This is a genomic window from Flammeovirga sp. AWQ4_249, from assembly GCF_056161045.1.
In genome coordinates, this window is record NZ_JBSWYJ010000009.1 from 1 (window position 1) to 17148 (window position 17148).

Here is a 17148-nt window from a genome sequence, read left to right on the forward strand (position 1 = left end):
AAATTAATTCAAAGAGTTTTTGCATGTGTGAGAGATGGTGTAGAATATGATAAAAATTATAGTCATTCTCTTGGATAATCCATACAAATCCATTTGGTATGAATATGGCGGGTATTGAGAAGGAAGGTACACCGGATCATAAATTTCAATACAATGGAAAGCAGAAACAAGAAGAGATAGGGTTTATTGATTATGGTGCTAGGCATTATGATGCTAGTTTGGGGAGATGGTTTGTGGTGGATCCGTTGGCAGAGAAGATGAGAAGGCACTCTGTTTATAATTATGCTTTTGATAATCCGATTAGGTTTATTGATCCAGATGGGATGGCTCCAAGTGGAATTATTCCGACTCCAGGAGAAATTAAAGATGGATTGAAAAATATGCTCTATTCCCAAGGTAAAAAACTTGCAATTTCTGGAGCTAAATACATAAATAATAAAATTGAAAAAGCAAAGGAAAGTATTAGAGACAATTTAACTTTTGAAGTCTACGCTAAACCTGAAGTTGGTGTAACAGTGGGACCAAGAGCAGCTATCGGTGTAAAATCATTAAATATTGATAGTGATGCTGGATCATCTACAATTGTAGGTCTATCGGGAGAAGCAACGTTTCAGTTAGGGACTAATAATCCTAATGAAGAAGTTTCTTTCTCTAAAGAAATTGATGTTATGGATGATAATGTGAAGAAAAGTATTGGATATTCTATAGGAGAAATGGCAGAAATTAGCCAAAAAGTAACATATCAAACTAGTACAAAAATTGCAGGGAAAAGATCCGAAATAAAGTATGAACAAACTATTGGGGTAGGAGTTCCAGGTGTACAGTTATCAAATAAAACGGAATTAGAGAAAGATAAAGCCTCAACAAGTATGTCATTATCAACAGGAGGTAAGATTGGTGTCTTCTTTGTTGCAGAAGGAAGTTTTGAATTAGGAATACGAGCAAAATATGAATCAAAGAAATAAGGTGTATTTATCAATTAATCAAACAATAATCAGCAGATTATTGTTTTACTTCAATATAATTTTTTTGGCTTTTATAGGATATCTTTATTTTAAGTTTCCGGCTGCTTCAAAATTATTTTTTATGATGTCTTCCTTCATATTAATATTATTATTGGTTCTCTTAAAACAGAAAACAATATTCTTAAGAGAAGACGAACTTACTATTACAGGTATTTTTTTTAAAAAAAAGATACCAAAGAAGGAAGTGATAAGTATAAAGCGAGTTTTTTATCTTTTTTATAGAGTGAAATTAAAAAAACATTCATATCTATTTACCTTAAATTTAGATATTTTTTCACATTGTAAATATGATTTGAAGAATGTTGAGAGATATTTATCGAGGCTAATATAATGTGTTTATTTATACCTATGTTTGGTATGAAAATACAACATAGTTAACAAACCTCTATTTTGATAAAATCTAAAAAAAATCCCTTTGAAACATCTCCTCTACATATCATTCTTTCTAATCCAAGGAGTAGCATTCTCACAAACCTACCCCTCACTCTCCCAATTAAAACAGCAACAAGCTCTCCTCCAACAACAACAATTGAAAGACAGCTTGTTGCAAATGGGAGAAGTACCACAATTGGTACCTTTTGTAGGAGGTAGAGTAGGAACAATGCCCTTTAATACAAAAGTGCAAAAAGGAGATATTGCCTTAAATGAAAATTGGATTATTGCTCCTTACCTCACAATAGGACTGAGCTACCGTTACAAACGATGGGAGTTAGAAGCCTTGTTTGGGTTAAACATCTCTTTCAATACTGATTCCTTGAACTTGGATATCGCTGATCGTTGGTTAGCAGAAAGCAAGCTAAAATACAGATTGGGAGAAGAGAGAAAAGGAATGTTGACTTTAGATCATGGATGGCAAGCACAAAGAAATTATCTCAGTGTGGGAGGAGGTTACGCATGGAAAAATAAAAAAGACAAAGTCATCACTTTACATACTGATATCAACTATCATTACCAATACAATGATTGGGGGATAGTGGCAGGAGTCACAGTAGGATTTGGTAAAAAAGGAATAGATCAAGTCGCCACGCAATACGCCAATGGTTTTGATCCCCAAAAAGAAATCCAAAGTCCCAACTTAAAACTCTTGGAGCAATTTAAAGACATGCAAAATATGTCTTTAGGGAGAGTATAAAATAAACGCTGTCCGTAATTTTTAAATTTTATATATTGAAAATTATGGCAAAGCAATCACAAAAAGAGAGTGCTGAGTTTCAAAAAATGCGAGACTTGGCACTCAAACAACTCTTATCAGGAAAATCTCTAACAGGGAAAGGAGGTGTATTTGCACCTTTATTGAGGTCCCTTCACGATTCCAACAACTAGGTATCATTCTATCAATAATCACCAATTTTTGTAAAAAATATTCCTTCCCTTCCAAACCAAATAATATTCTGATTTTAATCAACCACATAAAAAAATAATACTTAGGATTATTTCCACTGTTGGTTCATTTTAAGTATACCTTTCAAGCACTAGCTAAAACCTAGTGCATTATTATTGATTTTGTATGTATAATGCACTATATTTAAAGAACCATGTAAAATGCACTGTTTTATGTGGTTTTTTGCTATTTTTAGCAGTTTCATTCGTAATACGATATACATACATTTTTTGAGTCAAAATGAGAGTTTACGCCTACCTTCGAGCTTCCACTAAAGACCAAGATGCCAACAGAGCCAAAGCATCATTATTACAATTTGGAAGAAAACTGAAATTGAAAGTTTCGGGTTGGTTCATCGAAAATGAATCGGGCGCCAAACTTCAGCGACCAGAACTATTTAGACTGTTGGATTTAGCAGAACCAGGAGATGCTATTCTCATTGAGCAGATCGACAGAATCACAAGACTTTCTGAAGACGATTGGCAGAAGCTAAAATCCATCATCTTGGAAAATCAGCTGAAGGTAATTTCTATGGACCTCCCTACTTCTCACACTTTCGTAAAAACTGAAGATGAGTTTCAGCGTAGAGTGATGTCTGCAGTCAATGGAATGATGTTGGATATTTTGGCGGCAACGGCTCGCAAGGATTACCTAGACCGTAAACGTAGACAAGCTGAAGGAGTACAAAAAGCCAAAGCCGAAGGGAAGTATAAAGGCAGACCTGAGAATTTAGAACTGCAACAAAAAATCCGAGAGCTGCTTGAAATGAACAAGACCTACTCTCAGATTCAAAATATTTTGGGATGCTCTAGGCATACGATTAGTAAGGTGAGGAGGAAAGATATTGTCTAAGTTCTTACTTAATGAAAGAGTGTCAACTTTAAAAGTTACGGACAGCGTTCAGTTTACACTCCCAAATTGAGTAATTTTGAATCAATTTCAAGTCATATACAAAGAAAGGATCAGGTTTTAAACCCAATCCTTACTTTTAGTATTTATACACTTAGTGAAAGAGTGTCATTAAAATTTTGGTCTTAAGTATTTTTCATAAAAAGAATCATATCTATCAATTTTATAAAAATAAAATCTTAATCTTCCATCATGTTTTTCAAGGATATACATAATATTCCCCTTAGAAGCTGTGTATCTACCATTATTAATTTTAAGGTTTATCCCATAATTATAGTTTGCATTATTCTTAAAACTTAAAAAGGAATTATTACCTACTTGATAATTACTTACGAACATAATCCCAATTACATCTACACTTGTCATCCATTTTTTTGTAGAAGGATCATCATTCATTCCTAATACCATACCATCAATACCTCCAACACTACAACTACTTTGATTACCACACCAAAGCTGAAGACCTGTAATTTTAAAAACATTATTTGGTCCTAAACTTAAGTCAGCCATCGATTGAGAATAAGCTAAATTTGAACATATAAAGAATACAAATAAAAGGAAATATTTAACAAAATGTTTCATTATTGATTTTAAAAGGTAAAAATAATAAATATTGCATTACAATTTGTGCTAAAATTAGTGATAATTTTATACTGATTGAATTAATTTTACAAACATTACAAACTATTATAGTATAACTTATTTACCTTTATCTAACATCACTTTATTGCTTATTAATAGTACAAAATGTCCCAATTTCAAACTTCTTTAATAATCTGTTTAATGAAAAAATTGTTAATACTTTGGTATTTAATATATAAGAATTCATTAATGGTAAAATCAAATCTCTATATTTTATTTGTATTTAAGCCTAATTATTTAATTCATTGTAAACATCATAATCGAAATCAAACCTCCCAGTTTTTTTTAAGAAATTATTTACTTCCTCTGTTTCTGCAAAGAATGAGCAAAAAACTACATCCGATTCGACCATATTACTTAATGATACTTTTACCTTAGTACCATAGATTTCTCCTGCTCCAAACCAATATAGCTGCTCAACTTCTTTAAGTTTGAAACCATCACTTATCATATCGTCGTAAAAATCTTGAAAATTAAGATTACGATATTGGTAAGACATATAAGAGAATTTGTCATTCAAGAAAACGATATCAACATACTGAATATCATAGTACATTAAATTATCAGTTGATTTATTGTCTATCGTTCCAATATTATTACCATAAACGTTATATCTAAAGATTTTACTCTTTAACTTCTCATCTTCATAAATCCCTTTTGGTGGTATTCCTAGAGTTGTTATTATTTCATCTGGTGACATACCAAATTTTAAATCTCCAATAGTTTCTGATTTGGTATAAACCTTAAGCTTTTGACCTTTATAAATGTTATCTGATTTAAGATTGTTCCATAGTTTTAAATCATTCACAGATACTCGATTAAACTGAGCTATTTTTCCTAAAAAATCTCCAGACTGTACTGTAACAATTGTCTCTTTCCCAGGTTTATTACATGAAATAATGAAACACGAAATTAATAGACACAATACTTTCTTTAAAAGTGATGGCATAATAATATACTTATTTGTTAATTATATCGAAATTTAGTTTATTCTATTTATAGAAAAAATAGTTAAAAGTAAATGTTTTAATCTTGACTAACTTATAATAATATACAATAAATTGATACATTATCGATTATTCGAGTGTAACACAAATTGTATAAAAATTCCATTGTTTGTTAAGTTTTGATTATAAACCTTTTTTGATAAAGCATCTCTATTACTTTTTAAAACCATTTTTATATTTCGTTGATTTTATTTTTTCACCTTTAGAATTATATATAATAGTAACTCCATTTCTCTTACCGTCTTTTATTTTAATTACTTCAAGACTACCATCTTCATGGTGATATTTATAAACTCCGTTATATTTATCTTTAGTCTCATAATAATAGAAAATCTCATCTTTAGTTAGTTTACTATTTTTATACCTTTCTATACTTATTTGCTCAATAATATTTTCTTTCCAATAATTAGACTCTTTTCCATTTGAATATTGACCTACAATTAATTCATTGTCATTAATATCGTACTCTATATACTTTCCATTTTTAATTTTATCATCATCCATTTTTTTATATTCTTCAAGGAAGTTAAAGTATGAAAAACCATCATTAAACTTTACTGAATATTCTGTTAAAACCTTAGACCCATCTTCTTTATGAATCTTATCTACAATGGTATAATAATTATTTTTATTCTTAATTATTGATATGTTTCTTAATATATTTACTCCACTTGTGTCATAAACTAATATAGAACTCAATTCACTTTCATTTAAGTAAAAATCAACTGTTTTTATATTTTCTTTGTATTTAGTTATTGCTAATTTATTACCAAAATTATCATATTTAACAGTCTCAAGTAATTCATCATTAAAATATGTATTCCAAACCCCAATTCTTTTTCCATTATTATACTTCCCTTTTTGAGTCTCGTATATAATATCAAGAAATGTATAAGATTCTATCCATTTACCATTTTTTTTACCACTTCTATAATAACCTTCTTGAAGGATTTCATCCTTTTTATTTTTTGATATTAAATAACCATCTAATTCACCAGCCTTATAATTAGCTTCAAAGTATTCTTTGTGATATTCATATCTAAAACAAGAGTCACCTTCGTTAACTAAAATTCCATCTGAGGAATCACATAAAGTTTTATATTCTTCCATGTAAGAATATTGCTTTAAGACACCATCCAATTTACCATTCAAATAATTTTCTGATAAATATAGTTCACCAGGAGTAGCATCATTATGTTTAGTGTACTTTTCATCATAGTAAAAAGATGAAATACCATTTAGTTTATTATTCTTATATTGTTTTTTACTAATTAAAGTTTCATTGATAAGGCTATAGTTATACCAATCTCCAAATTTTTCACCACCTTTAAAATACCCTTTTTCTACAAGTTTTATCTTAGTAGTATCAGTATTTATAATACCTCCAAAAAACTTTTTGACTAAATCCTTGTATACATAATATTTACCATTTAATTCTCCTTGAACATAATTCCCAAAAATTAATGAATCACTTTTACTTTCCATAAAAGCTCCATTTTTAATACCATTTTCATAGTTAGTAATTCCAATTACTCGATTTTCTCCTTTTTCATTAGTATAAGTTAATTCCCATTTTCCATTTTCTTTATCATATACATAATTCCCTGATAATTCAATTTTTTCATTACTATCATCGAAATAGTATACTGATGTTGAATATCCATATTTTAGCCCTTTATTATAATTTACAACTTCCAATAAGTTACCATCAATATCATATTTTTTATAAATGCCATTTCTTTCATTATCATTAAAAATACAAGTTGACTTAATATTGCCATTATCATAATATGTACTAAATAAACCTTCTATTATACCATCCACATATGTATATTGTCTAGTTAAAATACCATCTTCATATTCTTTAGTTAGGCCAGATTTTACATTATTTTTCATTGTACCAACCTGCTTAACTTCTCCAAACTCATTATACAACTTGTATGGGCCATTCATATCACCTTCTTTTAAGGTGTATTCAAAATCAATAATACCTTCTTTATACTCTTTTATTAAACCTGTTTTATTTCCATTAAATATCTGCCCTTCTTGTACAAGGTTTCCATCTTCATTATAGGATTTATAAAAGCCATTTATTTTTCCATCTTTTAATTGGTATTCATACTGTAAATTACCATTATCATGATATAATCTTTTTATACCATTTAAATTATCAAAAGCACCATTTTTTTTAATTAATGTAAACCTATAACCAGTTATAGATCTTGATTCATATTCTTTCTGATTCTTTTCGGTACTAATAATTAGATAGTTGTTTTTGTTTTTGTATTTCGATGTTAATACGTCATTATCAATATTACTATCGTAAAGTTTATAACCAAAGATCGAAAGTTTCCTTTGAATTAGATTGTAAGAGTCTTTGTTGTAAACAACATAAGTCAATTTTTCAGGTTTTTGTTCAACAGTATAAATATAAAACCATCCATTTGCCTCATCATTATAATCACTCTTATTAAAAGACCATGCGATAATGTCGGATTCATTATCACCACCTTTCGTTGAATTATAATACTCCCAAGATTTTGTTTGAAGATACTGATTAACTTCAGTCCAATTGTCTTTAGAAATTAATGTGTTGAAATCGTTTAAGTTTAACGTTTGAGAAAATAAATTACCAGAAATAAGATATAGGCTGATAAAAATTAACTTTTTCATATTGAAAATATATATTTATAATTAAGTATGAATTTTTCATAAAAAACTAACACCGTCATTATTAAATGAGTTTTTATGGGTATATAAATTCATTTAATAATGACGGTGTTAGTAGTTTAAAATTAATTAAAATGCAGTTATAACCTTTTCTTAAAAACCCTACTGCTCATTTTAATCATTTTAGAAATTTCCTTTTTTAGAGAAGTTTTAAAGAATAGTACTCTCTTTAAAAGATATATAATAGAACCAATTATTGCTGATAATATCATAATTGATATTCTTAATGTTTCTTTAAAAGAAGTATCATTTTTAACTCCAGGTAAAAACTGAATAACACGAGAACCAAATAACAACCAGAAGGTATTAGAAACTATTACATATGCTAATCCCCCAAGAAATACTTTTGATACTAAACTCAGAAAATCATTCATAAAGTAAATTATTGATTTTCTTTATTTGCATTCTTCTTTGCTTCTTCCCACTGTTCATTCATCCAGTTTACACCTTTTGCAGTTTTGTTCATTACTTTGGTAGTTTCTTCTTTAAAAGACACATCTTCTTTACCTGTAACTTTACTTGCAGCAGATTTTAACATAAAGATTATTCCACTGATTACAAATATGAAAACCATTCCAATTAATCGTCCCATGTTAATTTTATTTTAAATTAAAAATGTTTATTTGTTTTTGAATTGCCCTATTAGGTCATATATTTAATGCCTCTAGTATCACTTACTATTGCTAGTAAAAAGTTTAAATTCTTAGATCTCCTATTTGCTTAAATTGTAAGAATATGGTTGTTTTTCCATCAAACGGATTATATATATACATAACCATAACTTACTACATTCCCATTAGAAGTTTGCATACAAATATGCACTTTGGTAATATTATATTTGTGAAATTTCTGTTTAGTATAAGTACTAAGTGAGTCTTTAAATGAGTCAATACACATATCAACAAAAGTACTATCAGAATTATTAATTATTTCTAATAATTCCTTACTATTCATACCTGTAACAGATGAAATCATTAATGCATAATCATAAGAATCATAAATTAAATTCATTGTATTATTTTTAAGAGAACATTGAATATTCGGTAAATTTTCTTTTAACGAGTATTCAAAACCCTCTACAAAATTATATGCATTTTGAGTTTGTGCCTCTAAATTAAAGGACGTAAAGAAGAGAATAATAAAAAGGATTTTATTCATTTTAGTAGGTAAAGATGTTTGTAATTAATAACGATGTTACAAATTTAAAACATTGATAATAATATAATTGAATTATGTCTTTAATAATTCATAATCTGACTTTAAAATTATGAATTAGGGAACCACTATCCTAAAAACGAGCTACTACCTTCTCCGGTGGGTGGGTAAAGACCACAAAAACCTAGGCGAGAGACAAAGTCTCCCATCAATTTACCACTACCCTCACATGAAATTGTTTATACATTTCACATGTATGAACAGTTGTACTCATAAGCCTACCTCCAAAACAGAAGATAGGCCACTCAAAAACATATAATCAAATACTATTCTTTAAAAAGAAGCTGCAAAGATTCTTCAACAATCAACCTTTTCTTATAGTCTATCAAACGAAACTTCAAACCTTGCTTCAAAGCCATTTTACACATTCCATTCGCTCCCCGACTCTTTCCATCCCAAAAACAAACCAAATGCGTTCCATACTCCGCCATTTCCTTATTTCTTAAAGGACCTGCAATTTTCCCTTTGCTCCAATCAGGTAAAAATCGTTTTATAGGAAGATGGTATTTTCTAGCGAACTGCTCCCCTAGTTGATCAGAACCTCTACAACCACCAGAGACAATTTCTATGTCTTCCATTTTCAAATGATGATGTTGTATAAAAGAAAGCACCTCTTTTTCTAACTTTTGGTAATCGTTGAACGTCCTTGTTCCTGCAATGATAACTCTATGTTTTTTCATGATTCGTTAAGTGATAATTTTAATTCCTGGAATTATAAGTAAAGCTATTAAAATGAAATAAAGCCACAGGAAACTCCTGTGACCTTAATCTCTTGCCTAATACAATCTGATTCAATTTCATTTATTATTTCCTCGCTTCATAAACTGCTTTGAGTAGTGAAGCATCCTTATGAATTTCATTCAGTAGGAAGTTTGCTTTCCTTCTGCCCTCTTCCATTGCTTCACTATGAAAAGCCAACTCCTTAATGAAAAGCTCCCCTTGATGCCCTTTTGCCTTTGAAACCCCTATCAACATAAAAAACTCAGGCTCAAATGCCGTACTGTAAAAAGCCATTTGACGGTCATAATCATAACGTACCGCATCTTTCAAAAAAGCATCTCTTGTGGCTTGTCTGGTCGTTTTCAAATCTCCAATAGCCACCTTTCCAAAATGCATATCCATTCGGCATTTACAACTGATCCCCGTTGTAGCATCAGTCCAAAAATTCACCTTCTCAAACTGCCATAAATTGGTGGTGTTGATCTTTTTGAGGTATGGGTGTGTATTGGCTACATCAGCAATTTCCTCCACTTTGACCTTTTCCTCCGTTGGTAGAAAGATCTTTCTTTTCTCCCACTTCTCAGGCTCCAAGATTGCCAAGTGAATCAACCTCCCCATACGAAAAGCAGAAGTATCTTTTCTGATCGCTTCCCCATTCAAAATGCGTTTCGCATTGGATAGATCTGAGTTTGCAATAGCTGGATGCTTTCTATATTCATCTTCATCCATTTCAAAAGTTCTGTATTCGCTATGTGGATTCATCACAAATTGCTCTTGCTTTTTAAAAGCTTCAAATTCCTTAATTGCTAATTCATGATTTAATATAGATTGCTCTGCTAAAAATTGATTTGATTTCATCGTTAACTGATTTTATATTTTTTGTAATTGGATTGAAAAGTTTGAAAACACAGGTAAGAACAGGAAGAAGGACACCTCCTCCCCGTTGCTTCCTATTACCTATGACTAATTTATTATGCAATTATTGCTTTAGCTCTTTTGGTGCTGACTCCTCCACCATTTCAATATCAATTTCAAAATCGATATGATAAGGATTAAAGAAGTTTTGCATAGTCTGAAAATCACAATCCTCATTCAAGGTATCTTGTCTATAAATTTTCAAGTCTTTTACAGCATCCTTTACTGGCTCCAATGTTTCTGGCTCCACCACATCAAAATCAAAAACCGCAATGTAGTAAGTGCTCTTTACTTGTTTGTTTTGTTTCTTATCAAAAGAAATATGCAAATTGATATCTGCCAATGTCACATCAGAATAGAAAAGCGAAGCAGCAATGCCCTCCAGGTTCTCACGACTAAAGCCATGAAATAAAACTGCCGAAAGGCAATTGTTTGCATCAATAAAGAAAAGCTCCACCCAATTCTTTTTTCCCATTCCTAGAATATCATCCGTAAAGAAGCGCCACGCCACAGGATTAATAGTCAACTCCTTTCCTACATCCTGCGTGCCATTGATATTGAATTTCCCGTTTTTACAATCCGCTCGGTATTGTAATGGTGCTCCTTCATAGTATTTGATTTTTGGAAGTTCTGCCACCTCATTATTTACTGCTGTATTTGTTGCCTTAGTAACTTTATTTTTTGCTGTCATGATTTCTAAAATTTAGATTGAATTATTGATTTAAATAGTTTGATAAGAAGACGATGTAAGGGTGCCGAAGGCACCACTCACAAAGTCAAAAAGAAAATAGTTTGCTTTGATTAGTAAAAAGGAAAGGTTTACTCTTCTATATCGAAGTAAAAAAAAGGATCCTCTTCTATCTTTTTTGATTCACGCATAACCATATGTTTAATACCACTCTTTAGACTTAACATATCCGCATCCGTAAACTGCTTTTTGTTGGGTCCTTTAACGATCTTGAAAGAACCATAATCAATACCTAAGCCATGAAAGGTATATTCCGTAAAAGGCGGTGTCCAATAATCCCCTGCGTACTCTTCGACATTGTAAGAGATCGTGTAATTCATACTTGCTATGAATTCATGCTTTCCAATATTGACATGAAAATGAATTTGTCCTCTGGTCTCGTTTCCGGTATCGTGTAAATTTTGAGAAATAAAGACCTCATGCTCCACAATAGACATTGGGAGGTGTTCTAAATGAAATAATAAATACATGTTGAATAGATTTAGAATAGAATCGTTGAAAAGGAAGAGAGCCGAAAGGCTCCCCACCTTCATGAATCGAAAGAAAGTATTTTAAAAAGGAGTGCCATTTTTGGCACTTTCTATATTTAGATTTTCTAAAACCTCCAAAGGGTTATTGACCTGAATATCTAATTTGCTCTCTGGAAGAGCATATTTTTTTACAAGCTCAAAAATAGCTTCTTGATCCTTTGATAGATTAAAGCATTTCACTTGATAAACGCCTTTGACATACTCAAGCCCGTAATTAATCACATCCGCAAAAGTAACATTATCAACTTTAGGATATTGATTTTTCTTTAGGGTCTTGATCGCTGATTTTGTCAGCTCAAAGTTTGTAAACTTAGTGATGTAAAATTGGTAAAAATCATTTGTTGATTTCGTAATGATGATACCAGAAGAAAAGAGAATAGCTGTGCCGAATTTATAATCAATTATTTTCATTGCGTTGAAATTTGAAGTGAGAAATAGAAAAATGGCCCCACCAGACGATGGGGCGAAGCCACCTAAAAAGGTAGCTCCATAGCATTGAATTCCTCCGATTGATTATAATCTGTGGGAAGTGGCAAAGCCTGTGTCATGGCTTTTGCATTTCTTTCCAATTCGATACGATGCAAAGAGATAGCAAAGTTGATTGATTTTTTAGCTTGACTAAGCTCATTTGGAAAAGGCGCTAAAACACGCTTCAGCTCAGCTAGGTAATACAAAGCTAGATCACGAGCCAATGGCATGTCAGAAGTTTCTGGAGTAAAGCCGATTTCCAAAGCAGCTAAAACACTGCCACGACTACCCAACTCTCTGTAAGCAGATGACTTCATGAACTGATACGTAGCGATAGCATACGAAGCATAAGGAATAATGCGTGAGCTAATTTGCTCCAACGCAAAAAAATGAATAGATTGCATAAATTGTAAAATTTCAAAGCGATAGAACCACTGATTGGCGTTGAGGGTTTTATCGCTTTTTTTTGTGATAAATTTGAGAGAACGTTTTCCCTCATTTCCTATATCTAATATACTGAAAATAAGCTACTTAACCCAATAAAACCAGGTCTAAAAACATGACTATAATCACCTGAAAATCAGTGAAATAAATAGCAAAAAAGTAGGAACTCTGGGGCAAAACAAACAGAACACGCACCGGAATCGCCCCCCATTAAAAACCACCAATTGGGGAAATCTAAAATTGAAAAAGGAAATAATTTTAAAAGCAGAAAAGCTTGCTTGAAAGTAGTCCTACGGTGGCCAAGCACTAGGCTAAAAAAAACAGAACGCACACCGCACCTGGAGCAAGCCCCCACCCCCCAAGGTGCGAAAGAAGATATATGCATGGGAAAAATGGCCCCACAAGGGCAGCGAGGAACGAGCTGTTTTATATACCCTTGTGGAGCCATTTTTTTCCATGCAAACTTTTGTAGCACTTGGAGGTGGGGGTTTGATCTCAGCTGAGATGTACGCTCCTTTTTTTAGTCTGGTGGTTGGGTAGCTACCTCCCTCGCGCCAAACGGGTTGGTAAGTGGCGGTAAGGAACAAATAGTGCTGTAGCCTGCGGAAGCTCTTTTTGTTTCTTACTGCCAACGTGGGAACCAAAAGGGGCATGCTAAAAATGGAAGGCTTTATTCAATTAGCCTGTAATTTTTTAAATGCTCCTTTTGGTGATGGCCAACTACGTCAGAGTGGGAAGGAAAAAGAGATAGCTTCTAGTGTGATTCTGCACAAGTACCACGTAGAGAAACTAGTTCCATTGTTCTTGGATTTAGTTTCTAAGGATGATGTTGGATTGAGTGAAGAGGAAAGTGTTTTTGTTTTATTTATTAGTACGGTATGTAGTGATTAATTTAACGGCAACTTATAAGCGTAGTGCGGGATTCAAAGCACTCTCCTTTCAAGTTACCACTATCATTGTCTATTTCACTTTCGTTTAAATTACTCACTTCACCCCGCATTACGTTTATAATTTATTAGCATCTAGGCTTTGTTTTTAATTTATACTAATTTCAAATCCTCTGCAATGTCTTGAATGAATTTAGAAAGAGGTCTTTTATGAATATCTTCTTTATTTATATAATTACCAACTACCATTCTTTTTACTTCACTTTCAGGTAGGTTTAAAATGTCTTTTAATTCATTAATTTGGGATTTACTATAAGCTTGAGCCTTCCAGACTAATTCTTCTATAATATCTTTTTGTGTATTATATATTTCTTCAATATTAAATGAGTTATTATGTCTATCTACAAAATCTTCATATTCTTCTGTTGTATGAGTAAATTTAAATGAAATATCATCGGGTTTTATTCCAATTGTTCTTTTTACAACATCAGCCTTATCTAAATTGAATTTAAATGCATCTTCTGGGGTTTCTAGTGCATATAAATGAAAATCCTCACCTAATCTTACACTTGCATTGCTTTTTGATTGATTACAACTAGAACAAGAAGGAATCAAATTAAAGAAAGATATGGCCAAGAAAGGATACCTTGATTTTGGGAAAAAGTGATCTAATTGGAAACGAGCCTTCTTTTCTTTTACATTAATTGTAAGCATTGCATTGCAATAAGGACATGTTTTTAATTTTAATTCATTTGCTATTTCAAATGCGTGGTCTTGTCGAAGTGCCTCATACCGTAAAGCCTTAACGATATCTTTCGAAAATTCCGTAGCTTTATTATTTTTAAAGAAAATATTATTAAATCGATCCTTATTGTCAAAATAATCTACTAATTCCTGTTGCTTTGTTGGTGTACATGTTAATAAAGTACTGGTCAAATTCTTTAAAATCAATTTTATTATTGCTCTTTGCTTAATGTGAGTATTTAAAGGATATTTATCAAATAATTCCGTCAAATTATCTAGAGGACGTTTAAAATCAGAACGTTTCTCTTTAAACAAATTGCAAGCAAAAGATTTTGCGAACTTTTCAAGTTCATCGTTTATCTTAATTGGTCTCATTATTAGTTTTTTCTGTATTTGTTTAATTCCAATTCTAACTCCTCATAAGTTGGTTTTCCTAATTTCTCTCTATACAAATCATCTAACTTGTCCTTTATTACTGGTTCCCCAATTAATCCAATAATACTTTTATAATACTTCTTTTCATCTTCATTCGGCTCTTCAGAAACTTCAACCCATTCTAGGAAGTTTGCTATTTTTTCTTTTGCAAATTGACCAATTGTTGAGTTCATAAAAAAACTATGAGCCAATAAGTCATGAACATTTGCACCAAAAGTCTTTATGTCAATTCTCTTTGGGGAACCTTCATCGATTCGTAGAATGTTATCTGTTGGAATATCTGAAAGAATAAAAGGGGAATGTGTCAATACCATAATATTTATTCCTTCAATTTTATCAATGTTCTTTGGATTGAGTTTAGCAAAATAGTTTAACAATTCACTAAAATATGACCTTTGCCATTCTGGGTGATAATATAGCTCTATCTCATCTAAAACAAGGTTAACATACTTATAGCCAAAATACTCTTCCTCTGTAATTTGGCTATCTTTAAGCTTGTTGACTGAGTTTAAATTTATTATATGGTAAATAATTGAACTAACACTATGTACTTTTTGTTTCTCGCCAGAACTTAATGAATCCATTGATAAGTTATCATTTAGAATAATATCCACCGCAAATAATTTAGGGGGAACAAGCATTGATGTATTAATCCAAAAGTTCTCCCTTATTTCTTGAATACGTTCAGAAAGTTTCTGAATATCAAATGTTACGTTTTTTTTCCAATTCTTTGAATGGGTATCAAAGATTAATTCAAAATACTTCATGTAAAGAATTAATCCTTTTACTTTAAAAACAATGTGACTATTACTTTTATAGATTTGTCGTATAAATGCATTAACGTTCTTTATTTTACCTGTTTTTTTATCCAAATATCTATTAAACGGCCTGTATTTTTGTGATATTTTTAATAGTTTCTTATGTAATTCTTGAAAACAATAATTTAAGAATTCATCGTTATTTATTAGATCAAAATTGATGCTTAATTTGAAGTAGTCGCTCAGAGCTTTAATTAGTTTAATATTTATGTCATCTTCTTTTTCAAAATGCTTTATTGCATAATCCTTAGTTCGAAACTTTAATACTAATTTAGTAGCAATTTTGTCATTGATAATATTGCGTAAAGATTTTGAGACATCAAGACCAATGGTGCTCTCTAATAGATTCGCAATAAGTCTCTGTTTAAGTAAGTCATTCTCTTTGTTTATAAATATGTCACCTTCCGTTCGCATTGGATTTAAAACGATTGGGGTCTGATAACCGTCATTCTTATGAAAAAGTGGCGTAATCCAATTGCCAATCTCATTCGAGTTCAAGGCATGTTGCGAATAGTTTATTACAATAGAATAAAAAAAATCTTGTAATTTGATACGGTCTGATATTGGTTGAGGTTCTCCATTTGAGATTAATCGTTCATTTTCCACAAGATAACTTTCATTGAAAACCTGCCTATCTCTAATTGTTATTTTTAATAATTCGGAATCGTTGATTGAATAGAGAAGTTCTAAATCAATAATTTGATACGGTTTATGCTTTTTGCCTGTATTTTCGTTTACTAGTAAACCTAGCGATGCTCCAATATTATAGTTAGCCCAATATATTAGTTCTATCAATGAACTTTTTCCTGAACCATTCTTTCCGACTATTGCGTTAATATTAATTGGTATTTTCATATTCCCAATTTCCAAATCATATAGTTTAATACCAGATTCTAGAACCCTTGCCTTTTCTAAAGTATTGTTTTCAAAAATGAATCTAGAGTCAAAAGAATATATTGTGTTTTCTTTTAATATTTTTAACGGATTCAGTGTGACAGTCTTTCCTTTTACTGTACTTGTTGATGTATCCTTTTTCCCAGTTTTAATTGCAATTATCTTAAATCCACTCATATATTAATTGTGTATGTAGATTGCTCTTATGTGTGCCTTTGCCTTGTTGCTAACAGTTTATATCCAGCATAACAAATCTAATTGAAGTTCATTCATTTTAATTAGTCACACTGAGTATAGTTTATTTGTAATACATAAAGATAAATATCTCCTACCAATTTAGCAAAGCTCTGCTTGAAAGTAAGCATCGTCAGGCGGGCTTGGAAAGGTGGCGATTGGTGGTGAAAAGTGCTGTAGTTTACGGAAGCTCTTTTTACTACCAATGGCAACAGTGGGAGCCAAAAACTAAAAAAAAATGGAATGCTTTATTTGTTTAGCATGGAATATTTTGAATTTGGTTTTTGGCGGTGGAGTTGTACAGCCATCAAGTGATTAGGGATGACGGCAAAGATTGGACGAGAGATACAGTCTGCGGTGGGTGGGGAAGTAAATCTACCTATGGACGAGAGATAATGTTGT

Annotated in this window: 18 protein-coding genes and 1 pseudogene; 5 read left to right on the forward strand and 14 right to left on the reverse strand. The window is 31.3% G+C overall.

Annotation, left to right across the window (positions count from 1 at the left end):
• The first annotated feature begins 98 nt into the window (after nucleotides 1-98).
• From ACXAHM_RS09095 to ACXAHM_RS09110, 4 genes and pseudogenes are all read left to right on the forward strand, one after another.
• Complete coding sequence (locus tag ACXAHM_RS09095; RefSeq protein ID WP_474960117.1) at nucleotides 99-965, forward strand: RHS repeat domain-containing protein; 867 nt, start codon at nucleotides 99-101, stop codon at nucleotides 963-965.
• A 475-nt stretch (nucleotides 966-1440) separates the two neighbouring features.
• Nucleotides 1441-2157, forward strand: coding sequence for a hypothetical protein (locus ACXAHM_RS09100; RefSeq protein WP_474960118.1), 717 nt, complete (start codon nucleotides 1441-1443; stop codon nucleotides 2155-2157).
• A 44-nt stretch (nucleotides 2158-2201) separates the two neighbouring features.
• Nucleotides 2202-2339: pseudogene (locus tag ACXAHM_RS09105) on the forward strand (IS256 family transposase); the annotation flags it as partial.
• 307 nt (nucleotides 2340-2646) lie between these two features.
• A complete protein-coding gene (locus ACXAHM_RS09110) occupies nucleotides 2647-3258 on the forward strand; it encodes a recombinase family protein (RefSeq protein ID WP_474960119.1) in 612 nt (203 codons plus the stop codon).
• Between the two features lie 168 nt (nucleotides 3259-3426).
• Here the strand turns inward: ACXAHM_RS09110 and ACXAHM_RS09115 are convergent, their stop codons facing one another.
• From ACXAHM_RS09115 to ACXAHM_RS09170, 12 genes are all read right to left on the reverse strand, one after another.
• On the reverse strand, nucleotides 3427-3897 hold the full coding sequence (locus tag ACXAHM_RS09115) for a hypothetical protein (protein ID WP_474960120.1): 471 nt from the start codon (nucleotides 3895-3897) through the stop codon (nucleotides 3427-3429).
• A 289-nt stretch (nucleotides 3898-4186) separates the two neighbouring features.
• On the reverse strand, nucleotides 4187-4906 hold the full coding sequence (locus tag ACXAHM_RS09120) for a LysM peptidoglycan-binding domain-containing protein (RefSeq protein WP_474960121.1): 720 nt from the start codon (nucleotides 4904-4906) through the stop codon (nucleotides 4187-4189).
• Between the two features lie 211 nt (nucleotides 4907-5117).
• A complete protein-coding gene (locus ACXAHM_RS09125; protein ID WP_474960122.1) occupies nucleotides 5118-7637 on the reverse strand; it encodes a toxin-antitoxin system YwqK family antitoxin in 2520 nt (839 codons plus the stop codon).
• Nucleotides 7638-7774: 137 nt separating this feature from the next.
• Nucleotides 7775-8068, reverse strand: coding sequence for a hypothetical protein (locus ACXAHM_RS09130; protein ID WP_474960123.1), 294 nt, complete (start codon nucleotides 8066-8068; stop codon nucleotides 7775-7777).
• A gap of 8 nt (nucleotides 8069-8076) precedes the next feature.
• Complete coding sequence (locus tag ACXAHM_RS09135; protein ID WP_474960124.1) at nucleotides 8077-8286, reverse strand: hypothetical protein; 210 nt, start codon at nucleotides 8284-8286, stop codon at nucleotides 8077-8079.
• 167 nt (nucleotides 8287-8453) lie between these two features.
• Nucleotides 8454-8852, reverse strand: coding sequence for a hypothetical protein (locus ACXAHM_RS09140; protein WP_474960125.1), 399 nt, complete (start codon nucleotides 8850-8852; stop codon nucleotides 8454-8456).
• Between the two features lie 323 nt (nucleotides 8853-9175).
• Nucleotides 9176-9589, reverse strand: a complete 414-nt coding sequence (locus ACXAHM_RS09145; RefSeq protein ID WP_474960126.1) for a DUF2493 domain-containing protein — start codon at nucleotides 9587-9589, stop codon at nucleotides 9176-9178.
• Nucleotides 9590-9713: 124 nt separating this feature from the next.
• Nucleotides 9714-10487, reverse strand: coding sequence for a PD-(D/E)XK nuclease-like domain-containing protein (locus tag ACXAHM_RS09150; RefSeq protein ID WP_474960127.1), 774 nt, complete (start codon nucleotides 10485-10487; stop codon nucleotides 9714-9716).
• A 121-nt stretch (nucleotides 10488-10608) separates the two neighbouring features.
• Nucleotides 10609-11235 carry a hypothetical protein gene (locus tag ACXAHM_RS09155; RefSeq protein ID WP_474960128.1) on the reverse strand — a complete coding sequence of 209 codons (627 nt, stop codon included), beginning with the start codon at nucleotides 11233-11235 and terminating at the stop codon, nucleotides 10609-10611.
• Nucleotides 11236-11363: 128 nt separating this feature from the next.
• Entirely contained in the window at nucleotides 11364-11762 is a 399-nt protein-coding gene (locus tag ACXAHM_RS09160) for a hypothetical protein (RefSeq protein ID WP_474960129.1), read from the reverse strand.
• An 81-nt stretch (nucleotides 11763-11843) separates the two neighbouring features.
• Nucleotides 11844-12233, reverse strand: a complete 390-nt coding sequence (locus ACXAHM_RS09165; RefSeq protein WP_474960130.1) for a hypothetical protein — start codon at nucleotides 12231-12233, stop codon at nucleotides 11844-11846.
• Between the two features lie 62 nt (nucleotides 12234-12295).
• Nucleotides 12296-12694, reverse strand: coding sequence for a hypothetical protein (locus ACXAHM_RS09170; protein ID WP_474960131.1), 399 nt, complete (start codon nucleotides 12692-12694; stop codon nucleotides 12296-12298).
• Nucleotides 12695-13367: 673 nt separating this feature from the next.
• On the opposite strand from ACXAHM_RS09170, the gene ACXAHM_RS09175 reads away from it, so the two are divergent.
• A complete protein-coding gene (locus ACXAHM_RS09175; RefSeq protein WP_474960132.1) occupies nucleotides 13368-13625 on the forward strand; it encodes a hypothetical protein in 258 nt (85 codons plus the stop codon).
• 149 nt (nucleotides 13626-13774) lie between these two features.
• On the opposite strand, the gene ACXAHM_RS09180 is transcribed toward ACXAHM_RS09175, so the two are convergent.
• A complete protein-coding gene (locus tag ACXAHM_RS09180) occupies nucleotides 13775-14740 on the reverse strand; it encodes an HNH endonuclease domain-containing protein (protein ID WP_474960133.1) in 966 nt (321 codons plus the stop codon).
• A gap of 2 nt (nucleotides 14741-14742) precedes the next feature.
• Nucleotides 14743-16689 carry an AAA family ATPase gene (locus tag ACXAHM_RS09185; RefSeq protein WP_474960134.1) on the reverse strand — a complete coding sequence of 649 codons (1947 nt, stop codon included), beginning with the start codon at nucleotides 16687-16689 and terminating at the stop codon, nucleotides 14743-14745.
• Nucleotides 16690-17148 lie beyond the last annotated feature (459 nt).